20 protein-coding genes are annotated in these 19522 nt (G+C 66.3%); 19 read left to right on the top strand and 1 reads right to left on the bottom strand.

Annotation, left to right across the window (positions count from 1 at the left end; translation table 11 throughout):
* Positions 1–8: 8 nt before the first annotated feature.
* From KF707C_RS20410 to hpaR, 5 genes are all read left to right on the top strand, one after another.
* Entirely contained in the window at positions 9–2171 is a 2163-nt protein-coding gene (locus KF707C_RS20410; protein ID WP_003456912.1) for an FUSC family protein, read from the top strand.
* Positions 2161–2361, top strand: coding sequence for a DUF1656 domain-containing protein (locus tag KF707C_RS20405; RefSeq protein ID WP_003456913.1), 201 nt, complete (start codon positions 2161–2163; stop codon positions 2359–2361). Before KF707C_RS20410 ends, KF707C_RS20405 begins: the two co-directional genes overlap by 11 nt.
* A 7-nt stretch (positions 2362–2368) precedes the next feature.
* Entirely contained in the window at positions 2369–3280 is a 912-nt protein-coding gene (locus tag KF707C_RS20400; RefSeq protein ID WP_003456914.1) for an efflux RND transporter periplasmic adaptor subunit, read from the top strand.
* A 176-nt stretch (positions 3281–3456) separates the two neighbouring features.
* Positions 3457–3720, top strand: coding sequence for a DUF2790 domain-containing protein (locus tag KF707C_RS20395; RefSeq protein ID WP_036994390.1), 264 nt, complete (start codon positions 3457–3459; stop codon positions 3718–3720).
* A gap of 185 nt (positions 3721–3905) precedes the next feature.
* Positions 3906–4328, top strand: a complete 423-nt coding sequence (gene hpaR / locus KF707C_RS20390) for a homoprotocatechuate degradation operon regulator HpaR (protein WP_003456915.1) — start codon at positions 3906–3908, stop codon at positions 4326–4328.
* 332 nt (positions 4329–4660) lie between these two features.
* Here the strand turns inward: hpaR and KF707C_RS29175 are convergent, their stop codons facing one another.
* Complete coding sequence (locus KF707C_RS29175) at positions 4661–4864, bottom strand: hypothetical protein (RefSeq protein WP_131679703.1); 204 nt, start codon at positions 4862–4864, stop codon at positions 4661–4663.
* On the opposite strand from KF707C_RS29175, the gene flgB reads away from it, so the two are divergent.
* The 14 genes from flgB (at position 4863) to rfbH (ending at position 19522) form a co-directional block, all read left to right on the top strand.
* Positions 4863–5270, top strand: a complete 408-nt coding sequence (gene flgB / locus KF707C_RS20385) for a flagellar basal body rod protein FlgB (RefSeq protein WP_003456916.1) — start codon at positions 4863–4865, stop codon at positions 5268–5270. The genes KF707C_RS29175 and flgB overlap by 2 nt on opposite strands.
* Positions 5271–5284: 14 nt before the next feature.
* Positions 5285–5731 (top strand): flagellar basal body rod protein FlgC, encoded by a 447-nt coding sequence (gene flgC / locus KF707C_RS20380; protein ID WP_003456917.1) that lies wholly within the window; start codon positions 5285–5287, stop codon positions 5729–5731.
* Between the two features lie 16 nt (positions 5732–5747).
* Complete coding sequence (flgD, locus tag KF707C_RS20375; protein WP_003456918.1) at positions 5748–6431, top strand: flagellar hook assembly protein FlgD; 684 nt, start codon at positions 5748–5750, stop codon at positions 6429–6431.
* Between the two features lie 45 nt (positions 6432–6476).
* Entirely contained in the window at positions 6477–7814 is a 1338-nt protein-coding gene (gene flgE / locus KF707C_RS20370; RefSeq protein ID WP_003456919.1) for a flagellar hook protein FlgE, read from the top strand.
* A gap of 392 nt (positions 7815–8206) precedes the next feature.
* Positions 8207–8950 carry a flagellar basal-body rod protein FlgF gene (flgF, locus tag KF707C_RS20365; RefSeq protein ID WP_003456920.1) on the top strand — a complete coding sequence of 248 codons (744 nt, stop codon included), beginning with the start codon at positions 8207–8209 and terminating at the stop codon, positions 8948–8950.
* 45 nt (positions 8951–8995) lie between these two features.
* A complete protein-coding gene (flgG, locus tag KF707C_RS20360) occupies positions 8996–9781 on the top strand; it encodes a flagellar basal-body rod protein FlgG (protein WP_003456923.1) in 786 nt (261 codons plus the stop codon).
* Positions 9782–9799: 18 nt separating this feature from the next.
* A complete protein-coding gene (flgH, locus tag KF707C_RS20355; protein ID WP_003456925.1) occupies positions 9800–10513 on the top strand; it encodes a flagellar basal body L-ring protein FlgH in 714 nt (237 codons plus the stop codon).
* Between the two features lie 11 nt (positions 10514–10524).
* On the top strand, positions 10525–11625 hold the full coding sequence (locus tag KF707C_RS20350) for a flagellar basal body P-ring protein FlgI (protein ID WP_003456927.1): 1101 nt from the start codon (positions 10525–10527) through the stop codon (positions 11623–11625).
* 9 nt (positions 11626–11634) lie between these two features.
* Positions 11635–12798, top strand: a complete 1164-nt coding sequence (flgJ, locus tag KF707C_RS20345) for a flagellar assembly peptidoglycan hydrolase FlgJ (protein WP_003456929.1) — start codon at positions 11635–11637, stop codon at positions 12796–12798.
* 10 nt (positions 12799–12808) lie between these two features.
* On the top strand, positions 12809–14860 hold the full coding sequence (flgK, locus tag KF707C_RS20340) for a flagellar hook-associated protein FlgK (protein ID WP_036994397.1): 2052 nt from the start codon (positions 12809–12811) through the stop codon (positions 14858–14860).
* Positions 14861–14871: 11 nt separating this feature from the next.
* Positions 14872–16122 carry a flagellar hook-associated protein FlgL gene (gene flgL, locus KF707C_RS20335; protein ID WP_003456933.1) on the top strand — a complete coding sequence of 417 codons (1251 nt, stop codon included), beginning with the start codon at positions 14872–14874 and terminating at the stop codon, positions 16120–16122.
* Between the two features lie 258 nt (positions 16123–16380).
* Positions 16381–17151, top strand: a complete 771-nt coding sequence (gene rfbF / locus KF707C_RS20330; RefSeq protein WP_036994400.1) for a glucose-1-phosphate cytidylyltransferase — start codon at positions 16381–16383, stop codon at positions 17149–17151.
* Positions 17142–18206: a CDP-glucose 4,6-dehydratase gene (gene rfbG, locus KF707C_RS20325; protein WP_003456937.1), complete on the top strand. Its 1065-nt coding sequence runs from the start codon at positions 17142–17144 to the stop codon at positions 18204–18206. Before rfbF ends, rfbG begins: the two co-directional genes overlap by 10 nt.
* Positions 18203–19522, top strand: a complete 1320-nt coding sequence (gene rfbH, locus KF707C_RS20320) for a lipopolysaccharide biosynthesis protein RfbH (RefSeq protein ID WP_003456941.1) — start codon at positions 18203–18205, stop codon at positions 19520–19522. The genes rfbG and rfbH overlap by 4 nt, the downstream gene beginning before the upstream one ends.

The raw sequence follows: 19522 nt of genomic DNA, 5'->3' as shown, positions 1-19522 counted from the left end.
GACCCACCATGGTTCGCTCCTTCAACCGCGCGCTGGCCGAGTGGGCGCGCAGTGACGGCCTGACCTGGGCCTTCGTCTGCAAGGCCCTGCTCACCGCTTTCCTCGCCCTCTGGCTGGCCTACCGACTCGAACTGCCGCAGCCGGGCACCGTGCTGGTGACGGTGTTCATCGTCATGCAGCCGCAGAGCGGACAGGTCCTGGCCAAGAGCTTCTACCGCATCATCGGCACCTTGCTGGGGCTGTCGGTGATGGTGCTGCTGATCGCCCTGTTCAACCAGGAACGGGTGCTGTTCATGCTCTGCCTGGCGCTCTGGATCGGCCTCTGCACGGCGGGCGCCGCGCGTTACCGGGACTTTCGCGGCTACGCCTGCGTGCTGGCGGGTTACACGGCGGTGATGATCGGCCTGCCGGCCACCCGCCACCCCGACGATGCCTTCATGCTGGCGCTCTGGCGGGTGCTGGAGATCGGCCTGGGCATCCTCTGCACCGGCCTGGTGAGCGGGCTGGTCCTGCCCCAGAGCAGCCGCGTCGACCTGCGCAATACCCTGCAAGGGCGTTTCCGTGACTTCGCCGCCTTCGCCTGCGAAGGGCTGCGCGGCGGGCTCGATAGCGTGCGCTTCGACGCCGCCAATGCGCGCTTCGCCGCTGCCGCCGTGAGCCTGGAGAACCTGCGCAACGCCACCGCCTTCGAGGACCCGCAGATGCGCATGCGCAGCGGACGGCTGGCCCGGTTGAACAATGAGTTCATGGTGCTCTCGACCCGCTTCCATGGCCTGCACCAGTTGCTCCGGCGCCTGTCCGTGGGGCAGGGCGGCGGCGTGCTGGAGGCCTTGCAGCCCTGCCTGGCGGAGGTCGCCCGCCTGCTGGCCCCGCTGCGGGATCGACTCAGCAGTGAAGCCGAGGCGTCCGAGCTGGCCGCGCGCCTGGAGGCCTGCAAGCAGGAGTTGATGCCGCTGATTCGCGCCGGCCGTGCTCAGCTCGCCGTGCAGCAGCCCTCGGAGGCCCAGGGGCTGGACTACGACACCGCCGCCGAACTGCTCTATCGCTTCGCCGACGATCTGCACAACTACGCCCAGACCCACGCCTCGCTGCTGGACGATCGCCATCAGCGGGAGCAGTGGAAGGAGAGCTTCCGCCCCCGCGCCAACCCGGTGGCGGCGGCCATCGCCGGCTTGCGTAGCGGCCTGCTGATCCTCGTCCTCAGCCTGTTCTGGATGGCCACCGCCTGGCCCAGCGGTGGCACCTTCGCCATGACCATCGGCATGGTATCGGCGCTGGCGTCCTCCTCCTCCAATCCCCGCCGGCTGTCGCTGCAACTGGCACTGGGGGCCTCGGCCGGCGCCTGCCTGGGCGTCCTCATGACCTTCCGGGTGTTGCCGCACCTGGATGGCTTCGCCTTGCTCTGCTGCGCCCTGGCGCCGGTGGTGGCCCTGGGCGCCTGGCTGCTGGCTCGGCCCCGGAGTGCGGGCGCCGGCCTGGGGCTGCTGGTCTGGTTCGGCATGCATTCGGTGCCGGCCAACCAGACCCTGTTCGACCCGCACCGCCTGCTCAACGAATACCTGGCCTCGGTGCTGTCCATGGCCCTGGCCACCGTCGCCGCCGCCGTGCTGCTGCCGCCCAACCAGCCCTGGCTCTGGCGCCGCCTGGAGCGGGACCTGCGCCTGTGCGTGGTGCGTGCGGTGAGCGGACGCTTGAAGGGCCTGGTGTCGGGCTTCGAAAGCGGCACCCGCGACCTGCTCAACCAGGCCTACCTCTATTCCGCCGGCCGTCCGGACGTGCAGCGACAGCTGCTGCGCTGGATGTTCCTGGTGCAGGAGGTGGGGCATGCGGTGATCGAGCTGCGCCTGGAGCAGGCCCGGCTGCCGGCGTTGTCCTGCTACGCCGAATCCATGCCCTGGCGTCAGGCCATCCGTGCCATGGGACGGGCCCTGGTGCGGCTGTTCATCCTGCCCTCCGAGGCCAACCGGCAGCGGGCGTTGCTGGCGGTGGAGCAGGCCATCGACAGCGTCCGGGGCACCGCCGAACCCTGTGCGCCGCAGTTCGAGACCTCGCCCCTGCGGCGCCTGCAGAGCTACCTGCACTTCATCCGCAGCTCGTTGCTGGACCCGCAGAACCCGCTGCCCCGGCAGGTCGCGGACAGCCCCCGGCAAGGAGTGGCCCATGCCCCGTGAAATCGCCGTCCTCGGCGTCTACCTGCCGACCCTGACCTTGCTGTTCCTGCTGGCCTTCCTGCTGGGCTGGGGCCTGGACCGCCTGTTCGCCTGGTGCGGCCTCTACCGCCATGCCTGGCACCCGGCGCTGCTGCGCGTCGGCCTGTTCACCTGTCTCTATGGCGCCCTGGCGCTGACCATCTACCGTTGAGGCCCCCATGTCCCTGAAGCGACTCATCAGCGTCGGCGTCACCCTGTCCGTCCTCGCCCTGGCGGTGCTGCTGGTACGCACCCTCTGGCAGCACTACATGGACGCCCCCTGGACCCGCGATGGCCGGGTGCGCGCGGATGTGGTCAACATCGCCCCCGACGTGGCCGGCCTGGTGGTTGAGGTCGTGGTGCGGGACAACCAGCGGGTGGCGGCGGGGGATCTGCTGATGCGCATCGACCCGGAGCACTACGCGGTGCGGGTGAAGGAAGCCGAGGCCCTGGTGGACGCGCGCAAGGCGGCCCTGGAGATGCGCAAGGAGAACGCCGACCGCCGCGCCGACATGGACGACCTGGTGGTGTCCCGGGAAAGCCGCGAGGATGCCAGCCGCCTGGCCGCCGTCGCCCGAGCGGACTATCGGCAGGCCGTGGCGGCGCTGGACGCGGCGCGGCTCGACCTGGCGCGTACCGAGGTGCGCGCGCCCATGGCGGGCCATGTCACCAACCTGAATGTCTACAAGGGTGATTTCGCCCAGCGCGGCGAGGCCAGCATGGCACTGGTGGCGGATGGGTCCTTCTACGTCAACGGCTACTTCGAGGAAACCCGGCTGCCGCGCATCCAGGTGGGTGACCGGGCCGAACTGCGACTCATGGGCGGCCAGCGCCTCACCGGCCGCGTGGACAGCATCGCCCGGGGCATCTACGACCGCGACAACCCACAGAGCCGGGAACTCATCGCCGACGTGAACCCCACCTTCAACTGGGTGCGGCTCGCCCAGCGGGTGCCGGTGCGCATCCACCTGGATGACATTCCCGACGACGTACTGCTGGCTGCGGGGATGACCTGCACCGTGGTGATCGGCGAGGGCGGCGAAGCCCCCGATAGTTCCGGCCTGCTCAATGGATTGTTGTTCGCCCAGTAAAGGGTCTTTGGATGGAACTGCGCTGTTTCGCCACTATCCGCGCCACTAGAATCATCCCGCCTCCCACAAGTTGGCACCTACCGTGAAACTTCACCGAAAGGTGTTGCGCTGTACCTTCGACCCGTTCGTGGAGAGCGGGTCGAAGTTTCAAACTTCATCTATCCGAGAGTCCCGCGATGAAACTACTTGCCCTGCTGGCGCTGGCCGGCCTGCCTGCGTTCGTCTTCGCCGCCGAGCAGGCGGAAAGCAGCGTTGCCGAAGAACCTGCAGTCGAGCGATACCATTACGGAATGGAGCTGGATATTGCGAAAGTCCTGTCCAGAAGCGATATCCCGAACGCCTGCGGAGTTGTCCCGGCTTATATGATTTACCAGGACCATCAAGGCAGGATTCATAAACTCGAATACAGGGTCTTCGGTCAGGGTTGCAGTAACGGTTGACCTGAAGATGGAAAGCCATTTCCCGAGTCCCGGTTTCTGTCCGTGCGGATTCGAGTCAGCCGGGCGACAGGGGAAGCGTCTGACCCGCCCTGAGGGCTGTGTCCGGCCGACCTGTTCGATGCTTCTTGGGGGCTGTGAGGTTCTTCGTTAAACTCTTCACGAATAATCCTCAAGCCTGCCCTGACATGCCCAGCCCAAGACCCTCCCTGACCCTGACCCTGCTCCAGGCCCGCGAAGCGGCCATGAGTTTCTTCCGTCCCCTGCTCAACCAGCATGACCTCACCGAACAGCAATGGCGGGTCATCCGCCTGCTGCGCCAGCATGGCGAGCTGGAGAGTTATCAGTTGGCGGAACTCGCCTGCATCCTCAAGCCCAGCATGACCGGAGTGCTGGCGCGGCTGGAGCGGGACGGGATGGTCTCGCGGCGCAAGGCCCCCCAGGACCAGCGCCGTGTGCTGGTGAACCTCACCGAGAAGGGCCACCAGTGCTTCATCTCCATGAGCGAGGGGATGGAAGCCAACTACCAGAAGATCCAGGAGCAGTTCGGCGAGCAGAAGCTGCAGCAGCTGATCGAGCTTCTGAACGAGCTGAAGCAGATCAAGCCCTGAGCGCCGGCTTCCCTGCAGGCGAGCTTCGCCGGCAAGCCGGCTCCTACGATCCTGTAGGAGCGAGCTTGCTCGCGAACGGCTCCGCGCCATTCGCCGGCAAGCCGGCTCCTACAACGTGAGGCCCGCACCTACCCTGTAGGAGCGAGCTCGCTCGCGAACGGGTCTGCGTCATTCGCCGGCAAGCCGGCTCCTACAGCGTGAGGCCCGCACCTACCCTGTAGGAGCGAGCTTGCTCGCGAACGGCTTCGCGCCATTCGCCGGCAAGCCGGCTCCTACAGCGTGAGGTTCGCACGTGCCCTGTAGGAGCGAGCTTGCTCGCGAACGGCTCCGCGTCATTCGCCGGCATGCCGGCTGCTGGCGGCAAACACCCTCTTGCCGCTTTGCCGCTCCAGCGCCGACAGCGGAACCCTCTTGCCGCTTATTGCCGGGTGTCCTTTATTCAAGGTATTGAAAATAAAGGAAAAACAAAGATGGCACGGCCTTTGCTGAATGTCAGGCAAGCAAACCAGATTGCCACTGGCAAAGGTTCCGGACATGAGCATCAGCTTCGAAAAGGCCCTCGGCATCCATCAGCAAGCCCTCAGCTTCCGCGCCCAGCGCGGTGAGGTCCTGGCCAACAACATCGCCAACGCCGACACCCCGAACTACAAGGCTCGCGACCTGGACTTTTCCGCCGTGCTGGCGCAGCAGGCGGATAAGCAGGCCCAGGGCGCCTTCCACGCCGCCACCACCCACGAACGCCACATTGAAGCCGATGGCTTCGACATGGGCGACGCGGCGCTGAAGTACCGGATTCCGTTCCAGGCGGCCATCGACCAGAACACCGTGGATGCCCAGCTGGAGCAGGCGAACTACACCGAGAACGCCATGCAGTTCCAGGCCAGCTTCACCCTCCTCAACAGCAAGTTCAACGGCCTGACCAAGGCCCTGCGCGGCGAATAACGGAGCGACCCGACATGTCCCTGTCCAGCATCTTCAGCATCGCCGGCTCCGGCATGAGTGCCCAGAACACCCGGCTGAACACCATTTCCAGCAACATCGCCAACGCCGAGACGGTGTCCTCCAGCCTCGACACGACCTACCGCGCACGCCACCCGGTGTTCGCCACCGTGTTCCAGGACAGCCTGGGCAACGGCGACCGTGGCTCGTTGTTCGCCGACCAGGACCAGTCCGGTGCCGGCGTCGAGGTGCTGGGCGTGGTGGAGGACCAGAGCACCCTGACCCCGCGCTACGAGCCCAACCACCCGGCGGCCAACGCCGAGGGCTACGTCTACTACCCGAACGTCAACGTGGTGGAGGAAATGGCAGACATGATCTCCGCCAGCCGTTCCTTCCAGACCAACGTCGAGATGATGAACACCGCCAAGCAGATGATGCAGAAAGTGCTGACCCTCGGTCAGTGACAGGGAGTGAGCCAGCATGAGTATCAGTAACGTCGCCACCACTGACAGCCAGTCGATCCTGGATCAGTACGCCCTCAAGAGCGAAGCCACCAAGTCGAACGACCTCGGCAAGAACGAGTTCCTCGAGCTGCTGGTGGCCCAGTTGAACAACCAGGACCCGATGTCGCCCCAGGAAAACGGCGAGTTCATCGCCCAGCTGGCCCAGTTCAGCCAGGTGGAGGGCATCGAGAAACTGAACAGCAGCATGGGTTCGCTGCTCTCAGGCTACCAGTCGTCCCAGGCCCTGCAGGCCTCGTCCCTGGTGGGGCGCAAGGTCATAGTCCCCAGCGAGAAGGCCGTGGTGGATACCAGCGAGACCTTCAAGGCCAGCGCCGTGCTGCCGGTGTCCAGCAGCAACGTCTGGGTCAACGTCTACGACAGCTCCGGCACCCTGGTGAATCGCATCAGCCTCGGTGAGCAGAGTGCCGGCAGCGTCAGCTTCATGTGGGACGGCAAGGACTCCAGCGGCAAACTGATGCAGCCGGGCACCTACAAGTTCGAGGCCCAGGCCCAGTACGGCGGCGAGACCAAGGCGCTCTACACCATGCTGCCGGCCAACGTCGACAGCGTGACCCTGGCGCAGAACGGCGGCGAGCTGATGCTCAACCTTGCCGGTATCGGCAGCGTCGGCCTGTCCAAGGTCCAGGTCATCGGTCAGTAACTTCCCGGAAACGATCGCCGGGAAGCACCGGCAAAGGAGATAGAAATGGCGTTCAACATCGGTCTCAGCGGCCTGCGGGCGGCTACCAGCGACCTCAACGTCACCGGCAACAACATCGCCAACGCAGGCACCGCGGGCTTCAAGCAATCCCGCGCGGAGTTCGCCGACGTCTATGCCGCCTCGGTGCTCGGTACCGGCAAGAACGCCCAGGGCAGTGGCGTGTCGCTGGGCGATGTGTCCCAGCTGTTCAACCAGGGCAACATCAACTACACCCAGAACGCCCTGGACCTGGCCATCAACGGCAACGGCTTCTTCCAGACCAGCAACAACGGTGAAATCAGCTACACGCGCGCCGGCTACTTCGGCACGGACCGCAATGGCTACATCGTCAACAATTTCGGCTACCGGCTGCAGGGCTACGGCATCGACGGCAACGGCAACGTCCAGAACGGCGTGGTCAGCGACCTGCAGATCCAGACCGCGAACCAGGCGCCCAGGGCCACCACCGAGGTCGCCCAGAAGTTCAACCTGAACTCCACCACCAAGGCGCCGACCAATACCCCGTTCGACCCGAGCGACCCGACCACCTACACCTCGTCCACCTCGGTCAACATCTATGACTCCCAGGGCAACGCCCATGTCATGACCCAATACTTCATCAACAATGCGGACCCGGCCGCCACCCCGCCGGTCAGCAACAACTGGACCATGGCGGTCCTGGTGGATGGCCGTAACCCGTCCGACCCCACCAGCACCGACCCGCACACCTCGAGCCTGCTGTTCAACACCGATGGCAGCCTGGACACGGCAGGCATGGCCGCCGGTGGCGAGCTGAACTACGACCCGGCCACCGGCCTGTTCAACATGGACGACTGGGTTCCGGCCAAATCCGACGGCGCCACCCCGGCCACCTGGTCGGCCAACGGTGCCGTCGCCAACGCCGCTGGCATCAGCCTCGATATCCGCGGCTCCACCCAATACTCCAGCGCCTTCGCGGTGAACAGCATCAGCCAGGACGGCTACACCACCGGCCAGCTGGCCGGCCTGGAAATCGACGACACCGGCGTGATCTTCGCCCGCTACACCAACGGCCAATCCAAGGTGCAGGGCCAGGTGATCCTCGCCAACTTCGCCAACGTCCAGGGCCTGACCCCGGTAGGCAAGACCGGCTGGGTGCAGTCCTTCGAGTCCGGCGAGCCGGTGGTGGGTACGCCGCGCTCCGGCACCCTGGGCGCCCTGCAGGCCGGCGCGCTGGAGGACTCCAACGTCGAACTGTCGGACCAGCTGGTGAACCTGATCGTCGCCCAGCGCAACTACCAGGCGAACGCCAAGACCATCCAGACCGAAGACGCCGTGACCCAGACCATCATCAACCTGCGTTGATGAGCGGCTGCGCGTCGGCCATGCGTCGTTGCAAGTGACCCGAGGAATGCTCATTTACAGTCGTAAACTCCGCTTCCTCGGGCCACTTCCGCCTGGCCTGGCTCTAGCTCGCGAGCTCATCCGCATCTGCCTGCAGGAGCGATTTCAATCGCTAAGCAGCTGGGTAGGGTGCGGGCTCCGGAGTCGCCTGTGGAGCCCGAGCGGCAAATTCCCTTGCCGCTGGCGGCATCCCCTCGCCGCCAGCGCTTTGACAAGGCCCTGCAGAGGGCCTTTGTTTTTTCTTGAAAATCCTTTAATTTCAATGTCTTGCGGATGAATCTCGGGGTTGGCACGGCGCTTGCTGAGTAGCCTGCAACGCGTCAAGGGGCGTCAAGGCCCACTCGGAGAGATTCATGGACAAGATGCTGTACGTCGCGATGAGCGGAGCCAGCCAGAACAGCCTGGCCCAGCGGGCTCACGCCAATAACCTGGCCAACATCTCCACCAGCGGATTCCGTCGCGACTTCGAGCAGGCGCGGTCCATGCCGGTGTTCGGCGACAGCTTTCCGTCGCGGGTCTATGCCATGACCGAGCGCCCGGGTACCGACTTCACCCCCGGCGCCCTGCAGGAGACCGGCCGCGACCTGGACGTGGCGATCGACGGACAGGGCTGGATCGCCGTCCAGGCGCCCGATGGCGGCGAAGCCTATGTGCGCACCGCCAGCCTGCAGATCGATGCCCTGGGCCAGTTGCGCACCGGCAACGGGTTGCCGGTGATCGGCAATGCCGGGCCCATCGCCATTCCGCCGGAAGAGAAGGTCGAGATCGGCCAGGATGGCACCATCAGCATCCGCGCTCTGGGCGAGGCCCCCAACGTGGTGGCCGAGGTGGACCGCATCAAGCTGGTCAATCCCGACCCCCGGCAACTGGAGAAAGGCGCCGACGGCCTGATCCGGGTGAAGGACCCGCAGCAGCTGGTGCAGGCCGACGCCGCCGTCAAGGTGACCTCCGGGTTCCTCGAGGCGAGCAACGTCAACGCCGTGGAGGAGATGACCGCGATCCTCTCCCTGTCCCGGCAGTTCGAGCTTTCCGTGAAGATGATGCGTACCGCCGAGGACAATGCCTCGGCGATGGCGCGGGTCTTGCAATTCAGCTAATCACCAGCACGCGGCGCCATGTTTCCGGCGCCCGAGGAGAAGACGATGCTTCCGGCACTCTGGGTCAGCAAGACCGGCCTGTCCGCCCAGGACATGAACATGACCACCATTTCCAACAACCTGGCGAACGTGTCGACCACGGGCTTCAAACGCGACCGCGCCGAGTTCGAGGACCTCCTGTACCAGATCCGTCGCCAGCCCGGCGGCCAGACCAGCCAGGACAGCGAGCTGCCCACCGGCCTGCAGCTGGGCACCGGTGTGCGCATCGCCGGCACCCAGAAGATCTTCACCCAGGGCAGCCTGCAGACCACCGAGCAGCCGCTGGACATGGCGGTGAACGGCCGGGGTTTCTTCCAGATCCTGATGCCCGACGGCACCGTCGGCTATACCCGCGACGGCAGCTTCCACCTCAACTCCGACGGCCAGATCGTCACCTCCCAGGGCTTCGCCCTGGAGCCTGCGATCGTGCTGCCCACCGACGTGCAGACCTTCACCGTGGGCGAGGACGGCACCGTCTCGATCACCACCGTCGGCAACCCGGCGGCGCAGGTGGTCGGCAACATCCAGACCTCGGACTTCGTCAACCCGGCGGGCCTGCAGGCCATCGGCAACAACCTGTTCCTGGAGACCGCCTCCAGTGGCGCGCCCCAGGTGGGAACCCCCGGCCTCAACGGCCTGGGCGTCGTGCTGCAGAACACCCTGGAGAACTCCAACGTCAGCGTGGTGGAGGAGCTGGTGAACATGATCACCACCCAGCGCGCCTACGAGATGAATTCCAAGGTGATCTCCACCTCCGACCAGATGCTCGCCTTCGTCACGCAGAACCTGTAACGCCCTGAGGTAGTCGCCATGAACCGGCTGATCTTTCTTGTCCCGCTGCTCGGCATCACCCTGGTCCAGGGCTGTGTCCAGCCGGCTCCGCGACCCAACGACCCCTACTATGCGCCGGTGCTGCCGCGTACCCCGCTGCCGGCGGCGCAGAACAATGGCGCCATCTACCAGGCCGGGTTCGAGACCAACCTCTACGACGACCGCAAGGCCTACCGCGTGGGCGACATCATCACCATCACCCTCAACGAACGGACCCAGGCCAGCAAGAACGCCCGCTCGCAGATCCAGAAGGACAGCAACACCAGCGTCGGCCTGACCTCCCTGTTCGGCGGCGGCGTCTCGGTGAACAACCCCAATGGCGGCCTCAACCCGCTGGACGCGGCGCGCCTGTCCCTGGATGCCGAGTACGGTGCGTCCCGCGATGCCCAGGGCGACGCCCAGGCCGGGCAGAGCAACAGTCTGTCCGGTTCGGTCACCGTCACCGTGGCCGAGGTCCTGCCCAACGGCATCCTCGCCGTGCGCGGCGAAAAATGGCTGACCCTGAACACCGGTGACGAGCTGGTGCGCATCACCGGCATGGTCCGGGCCGATGACATCAGCACCGACAACACCGTGTCCTCGACCCGCGTGGCGGATGCGCGCATCACCTACTCGGGTACCGGTGCCTTCGCCGATGCCAGCCAGCCCGGCTGGTTCGATCGCTTCTTCCTGAGCCCGATGTTCCCGTTCTGATGAGGCCGACCATGAAGCGCTTGATCACCGCCCTCTGCCTGCTGCTCGCCGCTGGCGGCGCCCAGGCCGAGCGCCTGAAGGACCTGGCCAGCATCCAGGGCGTGCGAAGCAACCAGCTGATCGGCTACGGCCTGGTGGTGGGGCTCAACGGCACCGGCGACCAGACCACCCAGACGCCCTTCACCCTGCAGACCTTCAACAACATGCTGGCGCAGTTCGGCATCAAGGTGCCGGCCAATTCCGGCAACGTGCAGCTGAAGAACGTCGCGGCGGTTTCCATCCACGCCGACCTGCCGCCCTTCGCCAAGCCGGGGCAGGCGATCGATGTGACCATTTCCTCCATCGGCAACGCCAAGAGCCTGCGCGGTGGCAGCCTGCTGATGACCCCGCTGAAGGGGATCGACGGCAACGTCTACGCCATCGCCCAGGGCAACCTGGTGGTGGGCGGCTTCGACGCCGAAGGCAGCGACGGCTCGAAGATCACCGTCAACGTCCCGTCTTCCGGCCGCATTCCCTCCGGCGCCACCGTCGAGCGTCCGGTGCCCAGTGGTTTCGACCAGGGCAACTTCCTCACCCTGAACCTCAACCGTCCCGACTTCACCACCGCCAAGAACATCGTCGACAAGCTCAACGGGCTGCTGGGCCCGGGCGTCGCCCAGGCCGTGGACGGCGGCTCGGTGCGGGTCAGCGCGCCCCTGGACCCCAACCAGCGGGTGGATTACCTCTCGGTGATCGAGAACCTGGAGATCGAGGCGGGCCAGGCCGTGGCCAAGGTCATCATCAACTCCCGCACCGGCACCATCGTCATCGGCCAGAACGTCAAGGTGCAGCCGGCCGCGGTGACCCACGGCAGCCTGACCGTGACCATCACCGAGGACCCCATCGTCAGCCAGCCCGGCGCCTTCTCCGGTGGCGAAACCGCAGTGGTTCCGCGTTCCCGGGTGAGCGCCGAGCAGGAAGCCAAGCCGATGTTCAAGTTCGGTCCCGGCACCACGCTGGACGAGATCGTCCGGGCGGTGAACCAGGTGGGCGCCGCGCCCTCGGACCTGATGGCCATCCTCGAAGCGCTGAAGCAGGCGGGCGCCCTGCAGGCCGACCTGATCGTGATCTGAGGAGGGACCATGAATTCGAGACTCTCCGCAGGCCTGGCCGCCGGCTCCAAGCTGGACAGCGGCGCCTACACCGACCTCAACCGCCTGAGCCAGCTCAAGGTGGGCAAGGACCGCGACAGCGAAGGCAACATCCGCAAGGTGGCCCAGGAATTCGAGTCGCTGTTCCTCAACGAGATGATGAAGTCCATGCGCCAGGCCGGCGAGGCCTTCGCCGAGGGCAACTACCTCAACAGCAACGAGACCAAGACCTACCAGGAGATGCATGACCAGCAGCTGGCCGTGACCCTCTCCAAGCAGGGCCGTGGCCTTGGGCTGGCGGATGTGCTGACCCGGCAGCTGTCGAAGACCGGCCATGCCGAGCGGCCCAACCCCTTCGCCCAGGTGCAGTCCGGGGCCCAGGCCAGTTGGCCGGTGGACGGCGGCAAGCCGGTGGCGAAGGCGGCCGAGGCCGCCGAGCCGGTCCGCGACGACTCCAGGCTCATCAACCAGCGTCGCCTGTCGCTGCCCGGTCGTCTCGCCGACCGCCAGGTGAGCGGCGTCGCGCCATCGGTCGAAGAGCAGGCCGGCGCGGCCCTGGCCGCCAAGGACTGGTCGACGACCCGCAGCTACCCCGCGCCGGAGCGCCAGCCGGTGGTGGGAGCCGATACCACCCGGGCTGCCGGCAAGCGCGTCTTCGCCTCTCGCGATGAGTTCATCCAGACCCTGCTGCCCATGGCCGAGAAGGCCGCCGAGCGCATCGGCGTCGACCCCCGCTACCTGGTGGCCCAGGCCGCGCTGGAGACTGGCTGGGGCAAGTCCATCATCCGCCAGGGCGACGGCAGCAGCAGCCACAACCTGTTCGGCATCAAGGCCCACAGGGCCTGGGATGGCGAGTCGGCGCGGGTGATGACCACCGAGTACAAGGCCGGTAGGCCGGTGAAGGAAGCGGCGTCCTTCCGTGCCTACGACTCCTTCGAGCAGAGCTTCCACGACTACGTGAGCTTCCTCGAGAACAACAACCGCTACGACAACGCCCTGGATGTCGCCGACAAGCCTGAACAGTTCGTCCGCGAACTGCAGAAGGCGGGCTACGCCACCGACCCCCAGTACGCCCGCAAGATCACCCAGATCGCCCGTGGCATGCAGACGTACCAGACCGTCGCGGCAGTCGGCGGCACCACTACCAGGATATGAGGCATGAGTCATGGCTGACTTGCTGAACATTGGCCTGTCCGGGCTGCGCGTGAGCCAATCGCAGCTCACCATCACCGGCCACAACATCGCCAACGTCAACACACCCGGCTTCTCCCGGCAGAGCGCGACCCAGGCGACGACCCTGCCGCAGTTCTCCGGCTCGGGCTACATCGGCAGCGGTGTGGCGCTGACGGACATCCGTCGCAGCTACAGCGAATTCCTCACCACCCAGCTGCGCAACACCACCTCGCTCTCCAGCGACGTGGGAGCCTACAAGAGCCAGATCGACCAGTTGGACTCGCTGCTCTCCGGCACCACCACCGGCGTCACGCCGTCGCTGAAGAGCTTCTTCGCCGCCCTGCAGACGGCCGCCGAGGACCCCGCCAACATTCCGGCGCGGGACCTGGTGTTGTCTGAGGCGGATGGCCTGGCCCGGCGTTTCAACACCATCCACGACCGACTGTCCGCGCAGAACGACTCGCTGAACAAGCAGCTGTCCGCGGTCAGCGACCAGGTGAACCGCCTGGCCGGCTCCATCGCCAGCCTGAACGATTCCATCGCCGTGGCCGCCGCCAATGGCCAGACACCCAACGACCTCCTGGATGCGCGGGAGGAGGCGATCCGCCAGCTTTCCACCTATGTCGGCGTCAGTGTGGTGCCGCAGAGCGATGGCACCCAGAGCATCTTCGTCGGCACCGGCCAGCCCCTGGTGGTGGGCAGCTCCGCCAACCGCCTGGAAGCCGTGCCCGGCAAGGGCGATCCCAGCCGTTTCGAGATCGAGTTCGTCAGCGGCGATTCACGCCAGGGCGTCACCACGCTGCTCAGCGGCGGCGAGCTGGGCGGCCTGATTCGCTATCGCAGCGAGACGCTGGATTCGGCCATGAATTCCCTGGGGCGCCTGGCGCTGGCGGTGAGCGACCAGGTCAACACCCAGCTCGGCCAGGGCCTGGACCTGAAAGGGCAGGTGGGGGCCGCGCTCTTCGGCGACTTCAACGACCCCGCCCTGGCGGCCCTGCGGGTCAAGGCGTTCTCGGGCAACAGCAATGCCCAGCCGGCGATGAACATCACCGATACCAGCCTGCTCGGCACCAGCGACTACCAGATGGACTACGACGCCAGCGCGACGCCGCCCTACAAGGTGCGCCGCCTGAGCGACAACCAGCAGATGGTGGTCACCGACAGCACGCCGTCCGGCACCCTCAGCATCACCGACGGCGACGGCCGCAGCCAGGGGTTCCAGATCAGCCTGGGGACGCCTGCGCCGACCACCGGCGACCGCTTCCTGCTGCAGCCGACCCGCTCGGCGTCCAAGGACATCGCGGCGGTGTTGGACCAGGCCGACCAGCTGGCATTCGCCTCGCCCCTGCATTCGGAAGCCAACGTCCAGAACAAGGGCACCGGCAGCATCGGCCAGCCCAGCATCGACAACGTGCTGCAACCCATGAGCCAGGAGCACCTGGCGGCGATCTCGTCCATCACCCTGAACTACACGGCCGGCACGCCCGGGACCCTGTCGTTCTCCGGCCTGCCCGCCGGCGTGACCATCACCCAGCCGACCTCCGGCAACCTCAGCGTGAATCCGGGGCAGACCAACGAGCTCAGCTACACCGTCTCGGTGACCACCGGCACCCCGGCGACCACCCAGGAGTACCAGATCACCCAGAGCTTCAGCGGTCGCGCGGAAACCGGCGACAGCTTCAGCCTGGCGGTCAGCACCAGCGGCGTCTCCGACAACCGCAACGCCCTCAAGCTGGTGGACCTGCAGTCCAAGGCCACGGTGGCCGTGGATGCGCTGTCCAGCGGCTCCGGCATGAGCTTCTCCGACGGTTACGGCCAACTGGTGGAGCGCGTCGGCACCCTGACCGCCCAGGCGCGGGTGGACAGCGAGGCCAGTACCGCGATCCTCAAGCAGGCCACCGACAACCGGGATTCGCTGTCGGCCGTGAGCCTGGACGAAGAGGCGGCCAACCTGATCAAGTTCGAGCAGTACTACAACGCCTCGTCGCAAGTGATTCAAGTTGCGCGCAGCCTGTTCGATACCTTGATGAGCACCTTCCGCTGACGGAGCCCGCCATGCGCATTTCCACCCTCCAGCAATACAACAACGGCGTCGCGGGCCTGCAGCGGAACTACTCCAATGTCACCCGCACCCAGGAACAGATCAGCACCGGCAACCGCATCCTCACGCCGGCCGACGACCCGGTGGCCTCGGTTCGCCTCCTGCAACTGGATCAGCAGCAGGGCGTGCTGGAGCAGTACAGCGCCAACCTCACCGCGGCGAAGAACAGCCTGAACCAGGAAGAGGTGACGCTGAATTCGGTGAACACCGTGCTCCAGCGTGTTCGCGAGCTGGCGGGGGAGGCCGGCAACGGCGCCCTCAGCGCCGCCGACCGCAAGTCCATCGCCGCCGAGCTCAAGGAGCGCGAAGACGAGCTGCTGAGCCTGATGAACACCCGCAACGCCCGGGGCGAGTACATCTTTTCCGGCTTCCAGGGCAAGACCCAGCCCTTCGTGCGCAACGCCGACGGCAGCTACAGCTACGAGGGCGACGAAGGCCAGCGCAAGCTGCAGATCGCCAGCTCCCTGCAGGTGCCCATCAGCGACAACGGCAAGCGCATCTTCGAGAACGTGATCAACGCCGGGCGCCTCGACAGCGCCCTGACCAACAGCCCGGCCGGCTCCACCCTGAGTCCGTCGGCGCCCCTGGTGCAGGACGAGGTGTCCTTCACCGGCAGCCCGCCGTTCCCCGATGCCGGCATCGAGATCGTCTTCGGCAACCCCGATGCCGGCAGCTACGAAATCTTCGAACTGGGCACCACCACCCCCGTGCTCGGTAGCGGCTCGGTGGATACGGACGACGGCACCGCCGATGAAGTGGTGTTCCGTGGCATGCACATCAAGTTCGATGGCTTGCCCGTGGGCGGCGAGACCATCGAGGTGACCCCCCAGGCCAGCCAGCAGAAGCAGGGCATCCTCGACACCATCGCCAACCTGCGCATGGCGCTGGAAAACGCGCCGGACACGCCGGCGGGCAACCTCCAGGTGCGCGATTCCGTGGCCGAGGCGCTGGCCAACCTGGACAACGGCATGACGGTCGTGGACTCGGTGCGCGGCGACATCGGCGCGCGCCTGAACGTCATCGAGTCCACCCTCACCGACAACGAGGACGTGACCCTGGTGAACCAGTCCGTGCAGGCCGAACTGCGCGAACTGGACTACGCCGAGGCGCTGTCGCGGCTGTCGTTCCAGTCGATCATCCTGGAGGCGTCCCAGCAGAGCTACGTGAAGATCGCCGGGCTGAGTCTGTTCAACAAGCTGGGCTGATCCACCCCCCCTGTCCACCGGAGCCCCGAGTCGCGCCGCCGCGTCTCGGGGCTTCTTCTTTCGCGGAAAATCGCAGCGACGTCATTCCGGGCATTCGCTACACTCCCGCGCATTTGCACCCGGCATTTTCGCCGAGCGCCCCGACGCCGCCCCGACGGGCATGCCGGGCCGCTGGCAAGCTTCTTGCTGCGTGCCGTGCACGAGTCGGAATACTGACGCGACATGACCGGTGCAGGTTCATAACAAGGCTGACAAGAAATGAAAGTGGTAATCCTGGCGGGGGGATTGGGAACGCGTATCAGCGAGGAATCCCACCTGCGGCCCAAGCCGATGATCGAGATAGGCGGCAAGCCGATCATCTGGCACATCATGAAGATCTACTCCCACTACGGCATCAATGACTTCGTGATCTGCCTCGGCTACAAGGGCTATGTCATCAAGGAGTACTTCGCCAACTATTTCCTGCACATGTCCGACGTCACCTTCGACATGGCCGAAAATCGCATGCACATCCACAATCGCCACGCCGAGCCCTGGCGCGTCACCCTGGTGGATACCGGCGAAAGCACCGGAACCGGGGGGCGACTCAAGCGGGTGCGCGAGTACCTGGACGACGAAACCTTCTGCTTCACCTACGGCGACGGGGTATCCGATGTGGATATTCCGGCGTTGCTCGATTTCCATCGCCAGCACGGCAAGTTGGCCACGGTCACGGCGGTCCAGCCCCCCGGCCGTTACGGTGCCCTGGATGTACAGGGGGACCAGGTCAACGGGTTCCAGGAAAAGCCGCTGGGCGACGGTGGCTGGATCAATGGCGGCTTCTTTGTGCTCGAGCCGGCCGTGCTCGACTACATCGCCGGCGACAGCACGACCTGGGAGTACGAGCCGATGCGCAGGCTGGCCGACGATGGCCAGCTGATGAGTCATCTGCACCGCGGATTCTGGCAGCCGATGGACACCCTGCGCGACCGCGTCCTGCTGGAGGAGCGCTGGAAGAGCGGCCAGGCGGAGTGGCAGCTGTGGCGTTGAATCCGGCCTTCTGGCAAGGGCGGCGCGTCCTGCTCACCGGGCATACCGGGTTCAAGGGCGGCTGGCTGGCGTTATGGTTGCGCGAGCTGGGCGCCGAGGTCTTCGGCTACGCCCTGGAGGCCTCCACGACCCCATCGCTCTGGCAGTCCGCGCGTCTGGCGGAGCGGGTGCCGGGGCGGATCGCCGATATTCGTGATGCCGAGGCCCTGAGCCGCGACTTATTGGCGTTCCGACCCGAGATCGTGCTGCACCTGGCGGCCCAGCCGTTGGTGCGCGAGTCCTATCGGGCGCCGGCGGACACCTATGGGGTGAACCTGATGGGCACCCTCAACCTGCTGGAGGCGGTGCGCCAGTGCGAAACCGTGCGCGCCGTCGTGGTGGTCACCACCGACAAGTGCTACGAGAACCGCGAATGGGTCTGGCCCTATCGTGAACAGGACGCCCTCGGCGGCGTCGATCCCTACAGCAGCAGCAAGGCCTGCGTCGAGTTGCTGTGCGCCTCCTGGCGCGATTCCTTCCTGCGGGCCCGGGGTGTCGCCCTGGCCACCGCCCGGGCGGGCAACGTGTTGGGCGGCGGCGACTGGTCGCCTGAACGCCTGATACCGGACGCCCTGGCTGCCTGGCAGCGGGGCGAGACGCTCACCCTGCGTTATCCCCAGGCCACTCGTCCCTGGCAGCACGTGCTGGAGCCCCTGCAGGGCTACCTGTTGCTGGCCCAGGCCCTGGTGGAACGGGGCGATGGAGTGGCCGAGGCCTGGAACTTCGGCCCCGATGCCTCAGGCGTGGCCCCTGTAGGCGAGGTAGTGGAACAGCTGGCGCGTCTCTGGCCGGGATGCCCTGGCTGGACCGCCAGTGGCGAGGTGCAACCCCACGAGGCCGGGCTGCTCACGCTCGACTCGTCCAAGGCTCGCCAGCGCCTGGGCTGGCGTCCAAACGGCTCCCTGGAGCAAACCCTGGAACGGACCCTGGCGTGGCACCAGGCCTGGCAGGCGGGTCAGGATATGCAGGCCTTCACCCGCGCGCAGATCGCGGCATTTCAAGGCGAGAACCCATGAGTGATGAGGCGGCGCAACTGCGCCAGCAGATAGTTGAACTGGTAGGGCGCTACGCGGAGTTGCAGTTTGCGCCCAACCCTTTTATGCCGGGTGAGCATGCGGTGCCGCCATCGGGCAAGGTGATCGGCGCAGCCGAGCTGCAGCGCATGACCGAGGCCGTGCTGGATGGCTGGCTGACTACCGGGCGTTTCAACCAGGCCTTCGAGTCGCGGCTGGCCCGCTACCTCGGCCGGCGCTCGGTGCTGACCACCAACTCCGGCTCCTCGGCCAACCTGGTGGCCTTCTCGGCCCTCACGTCGCCGCGCCTGGGGGACCGGGCGATCCGCAAGGGCGACGAGGTGATAGGCGTCGCCGCCGGCTTCCCCACGACGGTGAACCCGATCCTGCAGTTCGGCGCGGTGCCGGTGTTCGTCGACATCGAACTGGGCACCTACAACGTCGACCCGGCGCTGATCGAGGCCGCCATCGGCCCGAAGACCAAGGCCATCATGCTGGCCCACACCCTCGGCAATCCTTTCAACCTCAAGGTGGTCCGCGAACTCTGCGACCGCTACGGGCTCTGGTTGATCGAGGACTGCTGCGACGCCCTGGGCGCCACCTTCGAAGGGCGGCAGGTGGGCAGCTTCGGCGACATCGGCACCCTCAGCTTCTACCCGGCGCACCACATCACCATGGGCGAAGGCGGTGCGGTGTTCACCGACACCCCGCTGCTGAAGCGCATCATGGAGTCGTTCCGCGACTGGGGCCGCGACTGCTACTGCGCGCCGGGGGAGGACAACACCTGCGGCAAGCGCTTCTGCTGGCAGCTGGGCGATCTGCCGGAAGGCTACGACCACAAGTACACCTACTCCCACCTGGGCTACAACCTGAAGATCACGGACATGCAGGCCGCCTGCGCGCTGGCGCAGATGGACCGGGTGGACGACTTCATCGCCGCCCGCAGGCGCAATTTCGCCTGGCTCAGCGAGCGACTGTCCGGCTGCGCCGACCGCCTGATACTGCCCCGGGCGACGCCCGGCAGCGACCCGTCCTGGTTCGGTTTCCCCATCACCCTGCGCGATGGTTGCGGCGTGGATCGCGTCGAGCTCCTGCGCGACCTGGACCGGCACAAGGTGGGCACGCGCCTGCTGTTCGCCGGCAACCTGACGCGGCAACCCTACATGCAGGGACTCGAGTACCGCGTCGCAGGCGAGTTGAGGGTGACCGACAAGGTCATGCGCGACACCTTCTGGATCGGCCTCTGGCCGGGCCTGTCCGAAGCCCATCTGGAACACGCAGCCAGCCGGATCGAAGCCTGGTTCGCCCAAGGAGTCTGA

The sequence above is a fragment of the Pseudomonas furukawaii genome (genome assembly GCF_002355475.1).
Classification (GTDB): Bacteria; Pseudomonadota; Gammaproteobacteria; order Pseudomonadales; family Pseudomonadaceae; genus Metapseudomonas; species Metapseudomonas furukawaii.
This window is presented reverse-complemented; position numbering and strand designations above follow the sequence as displayed.

Coding starts and splice junctions, on each gene's coding strand:
- flgL (WP_003456933.1), top strand. CDS start 14,872: ATGCGCATTTCCACCCTCCAGCAATACAACAACGGCGTCGCGGGCCTG.
- flgJ (WP_003456929.1), top strand. CDS start 11,635: ATGAATTCGAGACTCTCCGCAGGCCTGGCCGCCGGCTCCAAGCTGGAC.
- flgG (WP_003456923.1), top strand. CDS start 8,996: ATGCTTCCGGCACTCTGGGTCAGCAAGACCGGCCTGTCCGCCCAGGAC.
- flgE (WP_003456919.1), top strand. CDS start 6,477: ATGGCGTTCAACATCGGTCTCAGCGGCCTGCGGGCGGCTACCAGCGAC.
- KF707C_RS20410 (WP_003456912.1), top strand. CDS start 9: ATGGTTCGCTCCTTCAACCGCGCGCTGGCCGAGTGGGCGCGCAGTGAC.
- flgF (WP_003456920.1), top strand. CDS start 8,207: ATGGACAAGATGCTGTACGTCGCGATGAGCGGAGCCAGCCAGAACAGC.
- KF707C_RS29175 (WP_131679703.1), bottom strand. CDS start 4,864: ATGTCCGGAACCTTTGCCAGTGGCAATCTGGTTTGCTTGCCTGACATT.
- KF707C_RS20405 (WP_003456913.1), top strand. CDS start 2,161: ATGCCCCGTGAAATCGCCGTCCTCGGCGTCTACCTGCCGACCCTGACC.
- rfbH (WP_003456941.1), top strand. CDS start 18,203: ATGAGTGATGAGGCGGCGCAACTGCGCCAGCAGATAGTTGAACTGGTA.
- hpaR (WP_003456915.1), top strand. CDS start 3,906: ATGCCCAGCCCAAGACCCTCCCTGACCCTGACCCTGCTCCAGGCCCGC.
- rfbF (WP_036994400.1), top strand. CDS start 16,381: ATGAAAGTGGTAATCCTGGCGGGGGGATTGGGAACGCGTATCAGCGAG.
- flgH (WP_003456925.1), top strand. CDS start 9,800: ATGAACCGGCTGATCTTTCTTGTCCCGCTGCTCGGCATCACCCTGGTC.
- flgD (WP_003456918.1), top strand. CDS start 5,748: ATGAGTATCAGTAACGTCGCCACCACTGACAGCCAGTCGATCCTGGAT.
- KF707C_RS20400 (WP_003456914.1), top strand. CDS start 2,369: ATGTCCCTGAAGCGACTCATCAGCGTCGGCGTCACCCTGTCCGTCCTC.
- flgB (WP_003456916.1), top strand. CDS start 4,863: ATGAGCATCAGCTTCGAAAAGGCCCTCGGCATCCATCAGCAAGCCCTC.
- flgK (WP_036994397.1), top strand. CDS start 12,809: ATGGCTGACTTGCTGAACATTGGCCTGTCCGGGCTGCGCGTGAGCCAA.
- KF707C_RS20395 (WP_036994390.1), top strand. CDS start 3,457: ATGAAACTACTTGCCCTGCTGGCGCTGGCCGGCCTGCCTGCGTTCGTC.
- KF707C_RS20350 (WP_003456927.1), top strand. CDS start 10,525: ATGAAGCGCTTGATCACCGCCCTCTGCCTGCTGCTCGCCGCTGGCGGC.
- flgC (WP_003456917.1), top strand. CDS start 5,285: ATGTCCCTGTCCAGCATCTTCAGCATCGCCGGCTCCGGCATGAGTGCC.